This window comes from Bacteroides sp. D55t1_190419_B8 (assembly GCF_015558905.1).
In the GTDB taxonomy this organism is placed as follows: domain Bacteria; phylum Bacteroidota; class Bacteroidia; order Bacteroidales; family Bacteroidaceae; genus Bacteroides; species Bacteroides vicugnae.
This window is the reverse complement of sequence record NZ_JADMOU010000005.1, coordinates 40381-57414: the sequence shown is the minus strand read 5'-3', so window position 1 is coordinate 57414 and position 17034 is coordinate 40381. Positions and strand designations below refer to the sequence as shown.

Here is a 17034-nt window from a genome sequence, read left to right as displayed (position 1 = left end):
ATGGTATGTATTTATTTTCCGGAGTAACAAGCATTATAGGTAGCTTCTGCATATCTGCGTCCCAGAATGATCTGGCTGTCTGCGCTGAAATGAGGGTCACTTTCATTAATCAGAGGAACTAATTCTTTGGATGACACGCAATAAGAATAAGGAATGTGTTTTGGAACCGTGCGTAACATTTCATTGAATGTTTCCGATGTTCCATTCTTTCTCCATTCTGCCAGTTCGCCTACAATAAATGGGAGTTTTTCATTATTTAGGTCTTTCCGTAAATTGGCTATCAGTTCTTGTAGTTTCGGCATATATGTTGCCGGGTCATTACTGTCGCTTTCTCCTTGATGCCAGATGATGGCTTTTAGTGTACCGAACTTCATCGCTTGACGTATACGTGACAGGGTTTCATCATAATAATTATCTTTTGCTCCCTTCATCCATGAGTTGATTGAACTGCCTCCACGGGCATTGACTACCAGTCCTAGTGGACGTCCGGTTCTTTCTGTGATTGATTTTGCAAATGAATAGGCAGGTCCTACTCCTTGTAAACCCAATCGTTTGCGGATCGTAGAATATTTATTCAGAGGATTGCGTGCCGGTTCCATACTGCCGGTGGGAGTAAGCAGATATGTGTTTTTAATATAACCTTTATAGTTATCTGTGATATATCCTCTTCCGGCCATATTGGACTGACCGATGAAAAGAAACAAATCAAGGTCAGGAATTTTTGGTTCAGGATTAATATGGACACCTTCTGTCATCAACTGATATTTGTCTGTACGGAAAGGAACTGCCGGAAAACCCTCTTCATTAAATAAGTTCATATCGGCACTATTCACCCAGAGGTAACGGACATCTACGGGATTTGTCACCAGATTATTTTTCACTTTTACTTGATTTTTGCCTACGATTATTGCTTCAGCGGGATAAAACTTGCCGTCTTTACCCGCAACAGTGAAGCCTGAAAGTGTTGCTGCTTTGTCTTTGCTAACGAGTCCTGTACCGGTATTGGCAAAATCAAGTAGCAAAGAGCCATCGGCAGTTTTCGTCATCTTTTTGAACTCCGGTCCTTGGCAAACCACTTTTTTACCGTAAACTTTTCCTAGTGCTAATTGAGACAACCGCCAGCCTACCGTGTCTTTCACTATGGGATGAATATCTTTCGGATTACCCTGATCGAAAGCGACAACCATTGCTGTATTTTTTACATGGAGTGAGGTGAGGTATTGCGCTTCACGTAGTTCATACCAATAGCGTGTTTTCGTTTCGAATCTGGGTAACTGAATAAAGAGAAAAGGAATATCTCCCTGTCCCCAAGCAGTTCTCCATTCCTTTATCATGGCAGGGAACAGTTTGCGGTACTGCGCTCCGCGGGCTGTGTTCGACTCTCCCTGATAAAAGAGGAAACCTTTCAATGTGTAAGGGATAACAGTGTTTAGCATTGTCTCGGACAACCCTATCGGCCTATGGAAATTCTTTCTTCCCATAGGTTCTACCGGTTTGTCTATATATTTCTTTTGTTCTTCGCTCAACTGGTGATATTCTGTCAGGCTTGAAACATAACGGTTGTATAATTTCTCGTACCCGTCCGGTCCGTAAGAATTCACCATACTGTCATAATGCTGTACTATCGGCTGGAAGTCTTTGTCCGACATCAGCAGTGTCCTGCTTGTCCAGGCCTCCACCGTGGTTCCTCCTACCGGAGTCTGAATGATGCCGATAGGAACATTCAACTCTTTATGTATGTTTCTGGAAAAATAATAAGCGATAGCAGAAAACTCCGGTGCTGTCTGCGGTGAACATACCCTCCATGATGCTTTGGACACTTCCTGTTCCGGGTAGAATTTTCTCGGTACTTTATAATAACGTATTTGTGGATAGTCTGCCAAACTAATTTCCGTTTGAGCATCTTTTACCCTGCGTAAAGCGAATTCCATGTTCGACTGACCACCCGCCAACCATACGTCACCTATTAAAACATCCTGAAAACTAACCTTATTATTACCGTTTATAACTTCTAATTTATAGGGTCCTCCGGCTTCTCCGGTCTTCAATGTCACTTGCCATTTTCCCTGAATGGCTTTTACTTTCTGAAGCTGCCCTGCAAACCGGACCTCAACCAGTGAGCCGTTTTGAGCTTCTCCCCATATCTTTATTATGGCATTTCGCTGCAACACCATATGGTCCGTAAAGACATCTGCTACCGTAAATCCGTCTGTTGCAAAAGTCAGTATTGCTATCAGAGATAAATACAAAGAGAATAATATGCGTTTCATAGTTTGCCTGATTAAAATTCATTGGCAAATATCCTGCTTTTGTACATTATAAGATATAAAAATCGTTCTTTTAAGAAGTAACATCGTACGGAAGTTAACTTTTCGATTTGCTTATTATCGTCTTTAACAATATGGTACGCCTGTCTCCTTTCAGCATCACCTTCATACTGTCTTTTAAATGAGAGATATTTGTTCTGATAACCAACTGCTGTTTAGGTTGAATAACATACTCTTTCCATTCTCCTTCTGCAACCGAAAGACTGATATTAAGAGGTTCTTCTACCGGGTTCTCCAATACGGTAATCATAGTCTTCGCTTTTCGGGGAAGTGCCAGATAAAAGTAACCTTCTCCAATAGTGGACGACTTATCGATTATAGGGCTTCCACCACGCGAGAATTTGAATGGGGCCATCGGGCGTCTGCCATAAGGAACGTATTGTACTCCCGGTTTCGAATTCCAGCCTCCGTAGGAACCTGCATACTGATAGCCATATTCGTCAATCTGCACTTTATACTTAGGCAGTTCTTCCTGTCCCTTAGGAATGATAGGAACCGTGTTTACCATCAGGCCGTTGCAGGGAGCATTGACGATTCCTCGTTCGGAGGCATAGTCTCCCCAGATAATGGAATCGTTTACGGCTACATATCGTTCGTGCTTCTTATCGACAGCCATGTATTGAATCATGTTGGACAAAAGTTTGTCAGCTACTGGATCTGTTCCGCAGTGGTCTATCAAGTCAAATCCGGATAAAAGGATGGAACCTTTACCTATAAATATTTCGGATAATGCCGTAGCAGCCAGAGCACGGCTATAATTGGCAAGAACAGCTACATCCTTCATGGAGGGTGATTGCAGGTCATAACCGGCTTTTACAGGGTAGATGGCCGGAAAACCATTCTTCGACTCATCATAGGATGTATAGTCAGACCATAGCCTGAACATACGGGGATTTAATCCTTTGAAAATCGGATGATAGGGACGTTCCAGGTTAATATTCATTCCGTCTTTATATGCCAGAGAAGGTGACAGATAGACCGGGTCGTTATTACTGTGCTGCAGAAATTCAATCTTTATAGGTGACCAGGATTGGTTGAAGTCTGTTTTATCCTGCTCCAGACAAATTATGCGGCCACCCTTATTGATATATGCTTTCAGTTCTCCGGTCTGCCTGTCAAGATTATCATTCCATGAGTTTTTGCCGATGACAAGCGTGGAGTTTTGGGTGAGTTCTGTTATTGAACGTACTGGTTTCACCGAATATCCGTTTCTTTTCAAACAATTCAAAGTCTGTTGTTCCGGTGTGGTGTCATATACGGAAATCGTAGCTGTTGCATCAACTGCGCTGTTCCAGTCCTTTCCGGCTATAAATAATTCGTTTTCATTATATGACACTTTTTTGCCTTTGGAATAAATCTCTCCTTTTAATAAATAATCTCCCGTAAGCAAATTGGGGGGGATATTGATAGTCAGAGGCAATTTACCGGTTCCGTAATAAGGTACAAACGGAAATTCATTTTCTCCCGATATCACTTTCCTGCCTTCCTGTTCAATCCACCAATGCAGGCGGACATCACTCAATGCATTGCAGTAATCGTCATCATTTACCACATGAGCCACCACTGAAAGTTTGTTTCCTGCATATATCTGTGATTGCCAGTTTTCCCAGCTCAATAATATGGGCTGATAACTAAGTTGATATTGTCCGGCAACCGGTTTTGGCTTCATTTCGGCAAAAGATTTCACTCCATCCCAATTATGAAATACAATTGTGAAGGGCATGGTGCCTGCCAGACAATCGTTTTGGCTTCTCAAACGCCGGAATAGTTCCGTGGCATTTTTCAGGACAAACGCCTGATAGGCCATGGCTGCTTCTGCCTGTTCCGTATCAGGCAAATGCCCTGTCCAGCATTTTTGAGAACCGGGTTGTTTGGTTCTTGAACAGAGGTTAAAGCGTCCGTCTATACCGGTATAATTGCCAACACATTCCGTAAAGGTGATCGGCTGTACTTTGCCCGGATTCTGCCACATATCCTTATCGCGCATATTCAGGTAAGTAAGAAAAGAGTTGTAATACCATCCCCAATATCTGTGTACGTCATAAATGTCTGCAGATTTCCCCAGACCATAGCCTGCATTACATATATACAGGCGGGTATTATCCCATTTTTTGAGTTCCTGATACATTCGGGTGAGAAAATCTCTGTATAAATCACCCGCCTTTCCTTCGTAAGGCATTTCGTTGGATAAGATATAAATCACAACAGAAGGATGGGAGGCGAACGGGCCTAAATCTATTTCCTTATAAGTTTTGAGCGATAGTTCAAAATCTTTCGGAGGAGCTGTTTGGGTTGCATGTTTGGGGCGACCGTACCGGCCGGCGAATATCATCATTCCTTCTTCGTCGCATACGTCCATCCAATTTTGGTTATCAGGGATACGGATGATATTTATATGGAGGCTTTTCATATATCGCACATAGTCACGGGCAAACTCTTTACTTTGTTCCAGTTGTTCTGGTATGCCGCGTTCCGGTGGATTTATGGCATTGCCTCTCAGGTAGATCGGGTTGTCATTTAAATAGAAGATGCCGTTATGCATCTCGAACTTTCTGAATCCGATTTTCTTCTGAAAAGTCTGCTCCCCGGCTTTTAGTGTCAGATCATAGAGTACAGGTGAAACCGGACTCCACAATTTAGGAGTCAGTTGGCCTGTCTCCAGTACTACTGTCGTATCGGTTTTATGAGTAAAGAGATATTCTTTGGAAAAGCTGCATAGTTTCTCTTTATTCTGTGAACCGACAATGGTAGCATCAAATAATAACCGTTCACCTGCCTCTGCTGATAATGCTACTTCTATCTTGACACTCTTATCAGAGGTGACAGGAGTTATTCTTTGAATATTGGCTGCTGTCAATAATAATGGGAATAACAGGCCAAAAGCACCTAATAGCTTTGTTTTCATAGTATGATTATTGTATTTAAAATGGATAATAAATTTATTCCACGTATTGATAAATTCAGATAAAGCACCGCTAATCTGGAAAGTGCTTATTCGGGAGTCTTTTTTTCTTCTCCTTTCTGGAACTGCGCCGGTGTCATTCCAAACAATTCCCTGAATCGTTTAATGAAATAGCTTGGAGAGTTGAAACCTACTTCATAAGCTATTTCTGAAATTGTTTTAGTGTCAGACTGGATCAGCAGCATTTGTGCTTTTTTCAGTCTGACGTTCAAAATAAAATCATTCGGTGTCTGTCCTGTTATTCCTTTCAGTTTCAGGAATAACTTAGTGCGTCCGATGTTTAAAGCCTGTGCAAACATATTCACGTCAAAATCGGGATTATCGATGTTCTGTTCGATACAGGCCACACATTGTTCCATAAATTGCTGGTCTGCCCCATTGGTTGCCAGAATATCTATATTATTATCCATTTGTTTAGCATATTTTTTCTGTAACAGCTTTCTGCCGTTCACCAAGTTATTACAACGCATAAACAAATGTTTCACATTAAAAGGTTTGGTGATATAGTCATCCGCCCCCATTTTTAACCCTTGTATAGTAAATTCTTCCGCAGTCTGTGCTGTGAGCAGTATTACAGGAATGTGTGACGTTTCAAAATTACTCTTAATCATCCGGCACATTTCTATACCGGACATTTTGGGCATCATGATGTCACTAAGCACAATATCGGGTTGCACTTCTTTGGTTTTTTCAAAACCTTCTTCACCGTCTTGTGCTTCATAAACCGAATATACTTTGGAGAATAACCGTACTAGCAGTTCTCTTAACTCTTCGTTATCTTCGACAATCAGTATTTTATTCGACGGTTCTTCCTTACTGTCGGAGTTGTCGTCATCCGGCAGTTCCTCCGGCATCTTTTCATCATCCATCTTCAGTAACGAGATGCAGTATGAATCAATATCAGGAGTCTCTATCTTCTGTGAAGCCGATATGTGGCTGTCTCCCAAAGGCAACTCGACGACAAATGTCGTTCCTTTTCCCTCCCGGCTTCGGGCGCCGATTTTACCTTGGTGAGCTTCGATAATACTTTTTGCAAGAGCCAGCCCGATGCCCGTACCTTTCTGGTTATCCAAGCTGTCGACTTGATAGAAGCGGTCGAATATCTTGTCCAGATTTTCCTCGGCAATGCCGATTCCCGTATCTGAAATAAGTATCATAACGCTGTTTTCATACTCTTGTACTGACAACGAAACCGTACCTCCGAGAGGTGTATATTTAAAGGCATTGGACAATAAATTATAAATAACCTTTTCCAGTTGCACCACATCAAACCATACATCTAATGAACGGTCTTTGTTGAAGTATTCGAAAATAATCTGTTTGCCTCTGGCATATTCCTTGAAGGATAGATAAATTTCATCCAGAAACGAATAGATATTCTGTTTGCTATATTTAAACTTTTCGAATCCCTGCTCTTGTTTCCTGAAGTCAAGCAATTCGGTTATCAAACGTTTCATGCGCAGTGTGTTTCTATGGATGCCTATCAGTCTGCCATATACTAGCGGTTGAATATCATTCCGTTCCATCAACATTTCCAGCTGACTCACAATCAGAGTAAGCGGAGTACGGAATTCATGTGATATATTAGTGAAAAATCGGAGTTTGGACTGGTTCAATTCTTCTATCTGCTTTTTTTCTTTCTTCTCATATTCAAGTGAGGCCCTCAATTTCAACTTGGAAGAGTAGAAACTCACTATTATATAGAGAGAAATAATCATGATAACGACATAAGAGCAGTACGCCCATGTCGATTTATAGAAAGGCGGTTTTACAATAATGTCTATTTCTTTGCAAATGCTTTCCCTTCCGGAATATTCTTCGGAGCTTTTTATCATTAGCTTGTAGTTACCCGGATTCAGGTTCGTATAAGTGATACCTTTGCGATAACCGGCACTCATCCATTCTTTATCAAAGCCCTCCAGTTTATAGTAAATCCGATTTCTTAGTACTGATACATAATTTGATAATGAGAAATTAACAGTGAGTATGGAATGGTTGTGGTTCAGAGTGATTTGCGGTTGATATAAGATAGACTCGGAAAGGATACCGGAACCATCATTAGGCAATATGAGTTTATTGTTCACTTCCAATGAAGTAAAGTTCAGTTGATAAGGTTTAACGTAAGAATTCAGTTCCTTTTCAAAGAAAGATATCATCATCTTAGGACCGGATAGGAAGATCTCATTATCATGGGCAACAAACAATCCGTAAGGATTCAACGCTGTCATCGGGAAACCATTTTGTTTGTTATAGTTATAAAACCGCTCGTTTTCCATGTCAAAACGAGAAAAGCCCTGGTTGCTTGCTATCAGAAGGTAACCGGAAAGAGATTCGTTTATATCCAGGATATAATCGTTAATCAAGTCTGAATTTTGTGAGTTAAACGACTTGAATGTATTAGTATCAGGTTGGTATAGAAATATCCCGTCTCCGGAAGAACCTGCCCATATGTTTCCTTTTTTATCTTCAAAGAGTACATTTATAAGGTTGCTTCCTATGACTCTTCCTGAGGTGTTGGGAACAAAGTATTCATCCCGTTTATGGGTTTCAATATTATACTTTACCAGCCCCCGGTAATAGGAAAACCATAGATTGTCATGCTTGTCGAGATGCATATCGATGATCTGCCTGTTGTTGAGTTTGCTGTCCATTAATAGTTTGGTACATTCTCCGGTTTGCGGATTAAATAAACCGATACCGTCGTGGGTGGCCAGCAACAAGTTTCCTTTATACGGAATAATTTTCCGGACTATATCGTTAATCAATGTATTCTCCTTGCCGGGAATATGTCTGTAGTTGGTGAATTTCTGTGTTTTCAAATCCAGCTTATCCAATCCTCCCTTTAGCGTTCCTATCCATAGGAGCTGGTTCTTCTCATCCAGATATAGAGCTTGGATTGCATTGGATGTAAGAGAATTACTATTATTACTATGTTTATATTCGATGAAGTTTTTTGTTTTTCTATCGAGATAATTCACTCCTCCGCCTTCTGTTGCGATCCAAATGCCGCCTTTGGAGTCTTCTTTCATTCTTCCGGCGAAAGGAGAAGTCAATTTTCCTTTCTGCGATTCATCCGGATAATAATAGGTATAGATTTCATAATCCGGATTAAATAGGTTGATTCCTCCATAGTAGGTACCTATCCAGAAGGTCCCCTGCTGATCTTTCATCATACAAATGATAGAAGAGTTGCTTAGGCTATAAGGCTTGTTGTCTTCACTGTAATGAGTAATATTGGTGGAGACATCCAGCTTGTCCAGCCCTTTAAAAGTGCCTATCCAATAATTCCCCCAGCTGTCTTCCATAATGCAACGGATATAATTACTGGAAAGCCTGTTTTTATAAGGTCCGTCCTTGTAGTTGGTTTGTACACCGTTTCTGTCTAGCCGGAAAAGTCCGTCATCCTTAGTCCCTATCCAGATGTTTTTCTTGGAATCTTCATAAATACAGGTTATATCTTTATCGGGAAGATAATTAAGCCATTTCTTGTTGCTGTCTATCATGTACAAGCCTTTATTCATGGTTCCTACATACAGGTTGCCTTCATGATCTTCAGTGACGCATGATATGCGCACATCGTCCAGATTGTAATAATATTCCAGTTTATCTTCCGCACAATTATATGTAAATAATGAGTCTCTGGTACAAACCCATAAACGTGTGTTGCCATACGTGATAGCCTGAACATTATTATTGCGGATAGTATGGAAAACATTTTTCCTGATATCATATTTCACCACTGCATACTTGCAACGGATATAGATGTGGCCGTTTTTATCACCACAGATAGTGCCTATATTATTATTGTACAAACTGTTCTTATCGTTCTCTATCGGACGGAAAACATGGAAGTCAGTGCCGTTATATCGGTTCAGGCCATCTTTGGTTCCTATCCAGATGATACCGAATTCATCTTGATAAATAGATGTTACTGTAGGTTGTGAAATACCATTTTCTACTCCGAGCGCTTGAAAGTGAATATTTTGTCCAAACGAAAGAGTAGAAATAAATAATAAAAGAAATGGGATATACTTCTTATACATACAATGGACTCCTTTAATACAAAACAAACTTATGAATTATTTTTGGAGTATACCAAGTAAAACGGCTTGTTTAACTAATGCAATCTTCCTGAAATAATCGGTTGGCAACAAAGGTAATTGCAGGCAGTTATTATCAATATAAGAATAGGACGATTATATATCAATATTGTACGCGGCTGGTGAATTCTCAACGATACTCATCCCTATGAGAAAAAATACTCATACCTATGAGAATATATTCCCATTAGTATGAGTATTTTTTCTCATAGGGGTGAGTATTATCCCTTGTCAGAATATTCGGAAACGCCACTTTATAGCCTTTCTGATAAAGGTTTTACCAATCGAATAAATCGATATATTGGTCGAATTCTGGTTTATTTTCGATACCATGTTTTAGAAAGACAGCGACAATCTGCTTTTGTTCGTCAGGATGTAGCATTCGTTCTTTGTTACGGATGCGGTAAAACATACTGCGCCCCATCAAAGAATATAATTCTTTGCGGATGGTGACAGCCGTAGAATAGGGGAGGTTGTCCAATATGTGGTCTATTCCGCATGCAAAGCGTGAAGTGCAGTATGGTTTGAAAAAGTTGCAGTTGTCTTCGTTTCCTATTATATGGTTGGGATTGACTGTCCGGAAATCAGGAACGTTTTGCGGTATACAGAGCGTAGCTTGATAGCGTAGGCATTTATTACGGCGCGGACATTTGCTGTGGGTGCAGTATAAATAATTCTTTGGGACGTCGTTAAAGTCAATTTTTGGGTTCATGATTTTTATATCTTATCAATGATACAAATATAGGTGTTTTTTATCCTGTAGACAAGATAAAAATGCTATTGTTTTATCTTGTGAATGGGATGAGGCGATAAATAGTCAATTCTATATGAATAAGATAACTTCGTAATAACTTGCACTTCCTGATTTATACAATTACTTTTGTAGCGTATAAACCAAAAGAAAGGAGTTGTATAAGTATGGCAAGACCAATTAAGGAAACTCCGATACTTTTCGGAGAAGATGCTCGGCGATTTGAAGAACGGATGAAAGAGAAGCGTAGTGAAACGTCGGAGCAGCGGGAAAAAAAGGTTGAAAGACTATGAACTGGCAATGAAAATCTTTAAAAAATAAAATATGAATCGTCAGTTGATAGAGGAAGCGTATGAGATGCATAAATTAAATATTTCAGAAAAAATAAAATCGTTCGATTGTGGAGATACCGATCTGAACGATTTTATTTTAAATGAATCTTTTCTTTATCGGGAAGCTTTGTTAGCTGTAAGTTACGTATTTGAAAATAAAATGGTGTACCTTTTATGCTATATATGAAACGAAAACTTTTTATTGAAGTCTGTCTTTTTGTATACATACGCTTGATCTAATCTTTTTCTTATCAACCAATCATATAATAAATAATAAATCTTATCTTTGTATATTATATGATAGATTACGATTATGACAAAGAGTACGATGGGAACTAAACTTCCCCGTAAGTTGATTTCGAAAATGCAGATTGTAGGCGAACAAATAAAATTGGCTCGTTTGAGACGGAATTTGAGTATTGCGCAGGTAGCAGAACGCGCTACTTGTTCGGAACTTACGGTCTCACGGGTGGAAAAGGGGTTGCCTACTGTTTCTATCTTCTAAAAAACGAACTTTAATTCCACCTCCTTTTCCCCGACGGTAAATTCCACTTTCGCTCCATTAATGAGCGGCAGGTTATGAGTTACGTGCTCTGCCGGAAAATTGAAGCAGGCCGGATAGTCGTACTCTTTCACAAGATCAGCCAGCGCAGCATATAAATCTTTGCCTAGCGAACCATCTTCTTCATATTTGGTGAATTGATTCTTGACTATCTTCATGTTGTTTTGTTACTTGAGTGATTCTTCTGCAAAAATACACGAAAAAAATGATGCCGGATATGTTTCCTTATTAAAACTGGATTGCATAAACTTTAAAACGACTCAAATGAATGGTCGTTGGACTGATTTATACATAGAAAAAGTAACAATCGGGCTGTTATTGTCCGCTTCTGTGCGGACAGTTGTCCGATAATGAACATCGTGTAAATTTGAATATCTGTTGATTATCAGAGATTTATTGTTTTGGCATGCCGATTGACTATATATAAGCGAAAGCGGTTGCGAAACAACAACCACTATAAACGAATAATAATAATAATAATAAAATAACGATTATGAAAACAAATTTATTCTCAAAAGCAGTTGTGATGGTAGCAGTAGTAATGGCAAGTGTAATGAACTTCTCTGCAAGTGCAATGAACCCTACAGAATTTGTAACCAATAATGAAATGACTGGTGAAGTAATAACCGCTAAGAACATCTATCGTAATGAAGACGGTCACTTGTATCGCCACCTCCGCTATACTTATACTTACGATAACGAAAATCGTGTGATAAGCAAAGAAGCCGCCAAGTGGGATAGTGTAAAGGAAGTTTGGACTCCTTACTTCAAAATGAATGTGGAATACAGTGCCAATGAAGTGACTGTGGACTATGCCCGTTGGAATGATAGAAGCAAGACTTATAACAGTAATGTAGAAAAGGCGGTTTATGCGTTGAATGATAACAATGCAACTCTGTTGCTGGCAAGTACAAAATAAAATAGAATGATAGGTAATAGTGAAAGCCGGTTATTGACACTGATTCAATAACCGGCTTTTTTTAACACAATATTCTGTCTTTGATTTTCACTAAACATTTGCGGCTTTCTTTTGTTGTTTTCCGAAAAGTATTTGTACCTTTGTCATTGGAACGTAGCATGCCTTTGTGGTGTGCGATTGTGCGTTTCCTCGGCTAACAGGAAATTGTAACGGATTTTTTAACTCACGCCGGGAAGACGCCTGTACTTCTATGACTTTTCATAGGGTACGGGCTGTCTGCCCGTGTGCGTTGGGTAGCCGTTACTACCTCCTGTTAGCGGGATTGTGACAGCTCCGTACTTTTTTATAATAAAAGGTACGGAACTAGTTAATATTATTAATCTAGTTCCGTTTTTTTATGGCAAATTGGCTCACAACAAAACAGATGTCCGAAAGACACGACATCCAAGAGGCTATTTTAAAGAATTGGGCAAATCTTGGATACATTACGAGTTCCCGAATCAACGATCAGTTGTTTTTGGATGATGAGAGTTTGGATGCTTATCTGGAAGCTCACAAAAGACTTGGTTTAGAAGCAGATTACCTTTCTAAAATCGTAGAAGAAAAGAAATTGGAACGTGACTTTATCATTTCCAGATACGATGATCTACTATATGTATTGAGAACACAGAAGACCTGTAAACCGCTATATGAAATAATCATTCGTGAACTGGCAGCATTGATTCTTCACCCTGTTGCCCGCAATATTTTCTATTCTATTTCTACAGGAGAATCAGTAGAAAAAGTGGCTGGTCGGCATCGAATTACCTATCAAAAGACATTGCAAATTTATAACTCTATACTTAAAGGATTGAAACTGAAGAAAGATATATTGGCTACTTATCGAAAACGTGCTATCAATGCTCGTTTTTTATCTTTGGCAGACAATAATAAGAATATAAATGTTGAGCAGGAAGAGTGGATACTTCAATTACCTGTTTGCAAAGTAGCTGATACCCGGTTGGGTAATGTTTTGTATAATCAAGATGTTCGAACGGTAAAAGATTTACTGGAAATCGTATCGGGAAGAGGTTGGAAAAGTCTGTTAAGAATAGAAGGAGTAGGAAAAACTTCCTACTATCATTTATTATCCAAACTTCAGATGATAGGTGTTGTGGATGAAAGTCTGGACAGGATTCTTGCCGGGCGCTCTATTGGTAAGTTTAATAATAAATGATAGATGATGGATAAAGCATAATGCAAAGAAATGGAATGCAAAAAGACTATTTTAAAAGAAGATAAGAGTTCCGGTCTTTAAAATAGTCTTTCTATGTTGCGTATGTATGAACATACTCTTCATCTTTCCGCCTCTATTGTATAAGTAAAACTGTCTGCGCGGTAGTATCCGATGTTGTATTCAATCGGCATTCCGTTCACATCATAAACAAATCTTTTCCTTATTAATATAGGATCACTGGATTTTATTTCCAGCTTTTCTGCGATAAATTCCCCTGCAAGTCTGGCTGAAATCTCCTCTTTGCTGGTTTTTACCACTATATTATATTGAGTTTCCAGCATTTCGTATAATGGGCGTGTGTAGTCTTCTTCTCCAGTCAATGGAATGTTAGGGTTGAAATAAGAGATAAAGTAGACAAACGGGTATTCCTTTTTTCCTCTGACGCGCTCCATTACTACGCAGCGGGCATCAGGATTAGAACCTAAATTAAAGAATGTGCCAATTTCTTCAGTCGGACGTTTCAAGCTGATATGTAGTTCGAAATTACGTATTTCGATACCTAACATCTTCATTTCCTGCGAGAAACTAAGCCAGTTCTTTACTCCGCCTACGATACCTTTCTTTACCACCTTCGTTCCGTATCCTTTCTTTCGTACCAGAAGTCCCTCAAACACGAGTTTGTTGATAGCTTGTCTTAATGTGTTCCTTGAAATGTGTAATTGTTCAGACAATTCGACTTCGTTAGGAAATAGCTTTCCGTTTTTGTACTCTTCAGATTCTATGAGTCTTCTAAGTATCTCTTCTGCTTGAATATGAAGAGGTTTATCACTGCTATGGTCTATTTTCATATCTATCCGGATTGGTTTATTTTCAGCAAATATAAGATTTATCAAAAAATAATCCAAGTTTTGTTTGAAATAAAAATAAAATCTATATATTTGCACAATCTAAAGTATGTATGAACATATAAAATTAAAAACAACTATAATATGAGAAAAGCTAATTATGATAAATTTCCTTCTACGAAGTTGACGGGGATGCTTGTTCAGGGTTGGGATGCTATCATTTCTGTGTTAAAAAATCAAATGGATGCAAGAAAAGTGCTGGCAGTGGATTTATATACTGGAGTATATGAAGAAGAAGTGCTGGATGCTTTTTCAAAAGAATTTTCCGGAAAGGTGATGAATGTGCGTGATTTGATGAAACCGGAACAAGAGATCCAAACTTTGACGGAACGCTTCATGACAGAAGATGTGTTGTTTGGCTATGTGACCAATTTGAAACTGGAAGATTATTTGGATGCGGATAAATTGGCTGCTGCTCAAAAGCAAATTAGTGAAGCGGAGGATACTATTGTAATAATAGGTACGGGAGCTGCCATGGTGGCTCCGCAGGATGCGATGATTGTATATGCGGATATGGCACGTTGGGAAATTCAACAACGTTTCCGTCGGCATGAGGTAAAAGCTTTAGGGATAGACAATCGGAAAGATGCCGTTTCTTTGCAATACAAGAGAGGCTATTTCAATGATTGGAGAGTATGTGATAGGTATAAGGAAAGATTGTTTGACAGGGTAGAATTCTGGATTGACACCCATGTGGCCGGAACACCGAAGATGATTGATAAGGATACTTTCTTTAAAGGGGTAGAGGCAACGGTGAACACGCCGTTCCGGGTAGTTCCTTTCTTCGATCCGGCTCCCTGGGGTGGTCAATGGATGAAAGATGTTTGCGATTTGGATCGTGAACGCGAAAATTTTGGTTGGTGCTTTGACTGTGTGCCCGAAGAAAACAGCCTCTATTTTGAGGTGAACGGAGTGCGCTTCGAACTTCCTTCGGTCGATTTGGTGTTGCTGAAAAGTAAAGAGTTGCTTGGCGAACCGGTGGAAGCCCGTTTTGGAAAAGACTTCCCCATCCGTTTCGACTTTTTGGATACGATAGGTGGAGGTAATTTGAGTTTGCAGGTGCATCCTACCACTCAATTTATCCGTGATAGTTTCGGTATGTATTATACACAGGATGAAAGCTACTACATGGTAGACGCGGAAGAAGATGCCGTAGTTTATCTGGGAGTGAAAACGGGTGTTGATAAAGAAGCGATGATCGCCGATTTGCGTAAGGCACAAAAAGGTGAATTGGTGTTCGACGCAGAAAAGTATGTCAACAAGATTCCGACAAAGAAACACGATCACTTTCTGATTCCGGGAGGAACGATTCATTGTTCCGGTGCGAATAGCATGGTGCTTGAAATCAGTTCGACTCCGAACCTCTTTACTTTCAAACTATGGGACTGGCAACGTCTGGGACTGGATGGAAAACCACGCCCAATCAATGTGGAACGTGGTAAATGCGTAATCAACTGGAACCGGGATACGGAATATGTAAATGAACATCTTCGCAATCAGTTTAAGGAAGTGGCTTCCGGAGATGGGTGGATGGAGGAACGTACCGGATTGCATCCGAATGAATTTATCGAAACCCGCCGTCACCGTTTCTCGTCACCGGTGCTGCATCACACAAACGACAGTGTAAATGTGCTGAATTTGCTGGAGGGAGAAGAGGCCGTCGTTGAGAGTCCTACTCACGCCTTTGAACCTTTCGTGGTGCATTATGCGGAAACATTTATCATTCCTGCTGCGGTGAAAGAGTACACCATTGCCCCGTATGGTAAATCGGCAGGAAAAGAATGTGTAACGATAAAAGCCTACGTACGCTTTTAATAATGAAATAATTCAATTATCTAATATCTTGAAAACTATGTATGAACATGATGAACGAATCGTAATGACGCTTGATGCGGGAGGCACTAATTTTGTGTTTTCAGCCATACAGGGCTGTAAGCAAATAATATGTCCAGTTTGTAAGGCAGCTGTAACTGACAATTTGGAACGATGTTTGGATGTATTGGTAAAAGGATTTGAGGAGGTGATGAAACGACTGACTCGGAAGCCTGTAGCAATCAGTTTTGCTTTTCCTGGACCGGCAGATTATAAGAATGGTGTTATTGGTGATCTGCCTAACTTTCTAGCTTTTCGGGGTGGTATTGCTTTAGGAGAATATTTAAAACAAAAATTCCATTTACCGGTTTTTATTAACAATGATGGTAATCTTTTTGCTTATGGAGAGGCGCTTGCAGGAGTCTTGCCTGCAATAAATAAAATGTTGGAAACTTCAGGAAGTAAAAAACGATATAGAAATTTGTTGGGTATTACCATAGGTACAGGCTTTGGTGGTGGGGTTGTTATTAATAATGAGTTGTTATCTGGCGATAATGGCTGTGGCGGTGACCTTTGGATATTTAGAAATTATTTTTACGAAGATAAAATAGCGGAAGAGAGTGTCAGTATTCGTGCTGTAAATAGAGTTTATAAAGAAATATCAGGGGATGAAAGATGTCTGACCCCCAAAGATATTTATGAGATTGCTGAAGGAAAAATGATGGGTAATCAGGTAGCGGCCATTGGTAGTTTTTCTTCTCTGGGAAAGGCTGCAGGAGATGCGGTTGCCTATGCTTTAACGGTTATTGATGGAATAGTTGTGATTGGTGGGGGGCTTTCCGGAGCCTCTAAATATATAATGCCTTCATTTCTGGAAGTGTTGAGAGGTAAACTTACTACTTTTTCTGGTCGTTTCTTATCCAGATTACAGATGGAAGTTTTTGATTTGGACGATTCTGAAGATTTGTCCCGTTTTTTATCGCAAAAGTTGACGGAAATTCCAGTTCCGGAATATGGAACTTTGGTATCATGTGATTTGAATAAATATGTAGGAGTAGTGAAAACTAAGCTAACTACTAATGTCGCTATTTCTGTAGGAGCCTATGTGTTTGCATTAAATGAATTGGATAAATATTTATAGTATCTAT

The 17034-nt window shown here is 39.6% G+C and carries 10 protein-coding genes and 2 pseudogenes; 6 read left to right on the top strand and 6 right to left on the bottom strand.

Going from position 1 to position 17034, the window contains the following annotated elements; translation table 11 throughout:
• Positions 1-11: 11 nt before the first annotated feature.
• The 4 genes from I2I13_RS06270 to I2I13_RS06255 all read right to left on the bottom strand — a co-directional run bounded on the left by I2I13_RS06270 (position 12) and on the right by I2I13_RS06255 (position 10101).
• Positions 12-2270 carry a sialate O-acetylesterase gene (locus tag I2I13_RS06270; RefSeq protein WP_148365192.1) on the bottom strand — a complete coding sequence of 753 codons (2259 nt, stop codon included), beginning with the start codon at positions 2268-2270 and terminating at the stop codon, positions 12-14.
• A gap of 94 nt (positions 2271-2364) precedes the next feature.
• Positions 2365-5232 (bottom strand): glycoside hydrolase family 2 TIM barrel-domain containing protein, encoded by a 2868-nt coding sequence (locus I2I13_RS06265; protein ID WP_195649115.1) that lies wholly within the window; start codon positions 5230-5232, stop codon positions 2365-2367.
• Between the two features lie 86 nt (positions 5233-5318).
• Positions 5319-9332, bottom strand: a complete 4014-nt coding sequence (locus tag I2I13_RS06260; protein WP_195649114.1) for a two-component regulator propeller domain-containing protein — start codon at positions 9330-9332, stop codon at positions 5319-5321.
• Between the two features lie 334 nt (positions 9333-9666).
• Positions 9667-10101: a DUF6078 family protein gene (locus tag I2I13_RS06255; protein ID WP_074559465.1), complete on the bottom strand. Its 435-nt coding sequence runs from the start codon at positions 10099-10101 to the stop codon at positions 9667-9669.
• Between the two features lie 206 nt (positions 10102-10307).
• On the opposite strand from I2I13_RS06255, the gene I2I13_RS24610 reads away from it, so the two are divergent.
• Positions 10308-10433: a hypothetical protein gene (locus I2I13_RS24610; RefSeq protein WP_255518800.1), complete on the top strand. Its 126-nt coding sequence runs from the start codon at positions 10308-10310 to the stop codon at positions 10431-10433.
• A gap of 352 nt (positions 10434-10785) precedes the next feature.
• Positions 10786-10971: pseudogene (locus tag I2I13_RS06250) on the top strand (helix-turn-helix domain-containing protein); the annotation flags it as partial.
• A 2-nt stretch (positions 10972-10973) separates the two neighbouring features.
• On the opposite strand, the pseudogene I2I13_RS06245 reads toward I2I13_RS06250, so the two are convergent.
• Positions 10974-11186: pseudogene (locus I2I13_RS06245) on the bottom strand (LD-carboxypeptidase); the annotation flags it as partial.
• 341 nt (positions 11187-11527) lie between these two features.
• Between I2I13_RS06245 and I2I13_RS06240 the strand changes: the two are divergent.
• Both I2I13_RS06240 and I2I13_RS06235 read left to right on the top strand, forming a co-directional pair.
• Positions 11528-11953, top strand: a complete 426-nt coding sequence (locus I2I13_RS06240; RefSeq protein WP_008998884.1) for a DUF3836 domain-containing protein — start codon at positions 11528-11530, stop codon at positions 11951-11953.
• A 424-nt stretch (positions 11954-12377) separates the two neighbouring features.
• Complete coding sequence (locus tag I2I13_RS06235) at positions 12378-13169, top strand: hypothetical protein (RefSeq protein WP_148365188.1); 792 nt, start codon at positions 12378-12380, stop codon at positions 13167-13169.
• A 119-nt stretch (positions 13170-13288) separates the two neighbouring features.
• Here the strand turns inward: I2I13_RS06235 and I2I13_RS06230 are convergent, their stop codons facing one another.
• Complete coding sequence (locus I2I13_RS06230; protein WP_148365187.1) at positions 13289-14017, bottom strand: GntR family transcriptional regulator; 729 nt, start codon at positions 14015-14017, stop codon at positions 13289-13291.
• Between the two features lie 141 nt (positions 14018-14158).
• Between I2I13_RS06230 and I2I13_RS06225 the strand changes: the two genes are divergently transcribed.
• Both I2I13_RS06225 and I2I13_RS06220 read left to right on the top strand, forming a co-directional pair.
• Positions 14159-15889, top strand: coding sequence for a class I mannose-6-phosphate isomerase (locus tag I2I13_RS06225; protein ID WP_148365186.1), 1731 nt, complete (start codon positions 14159-14161; stop codon positions 15887-15889).
• 37 nt (positions 15890-15926) lie between these two features.
• The gene (locus I2I13_RS06220) at positions 15927-17027 is read left to right on the top strand and encodes an ROK family protein (RefSeq protein WP_195649113.1); all 1101 of its coding nucleotides are present in this window, start codon (positions 15927-15929) and stop codon (positions 17025-17027) included.
• The last annotated feature ends 7 nt before the right edge of the window (positions 17028-17034 follow it).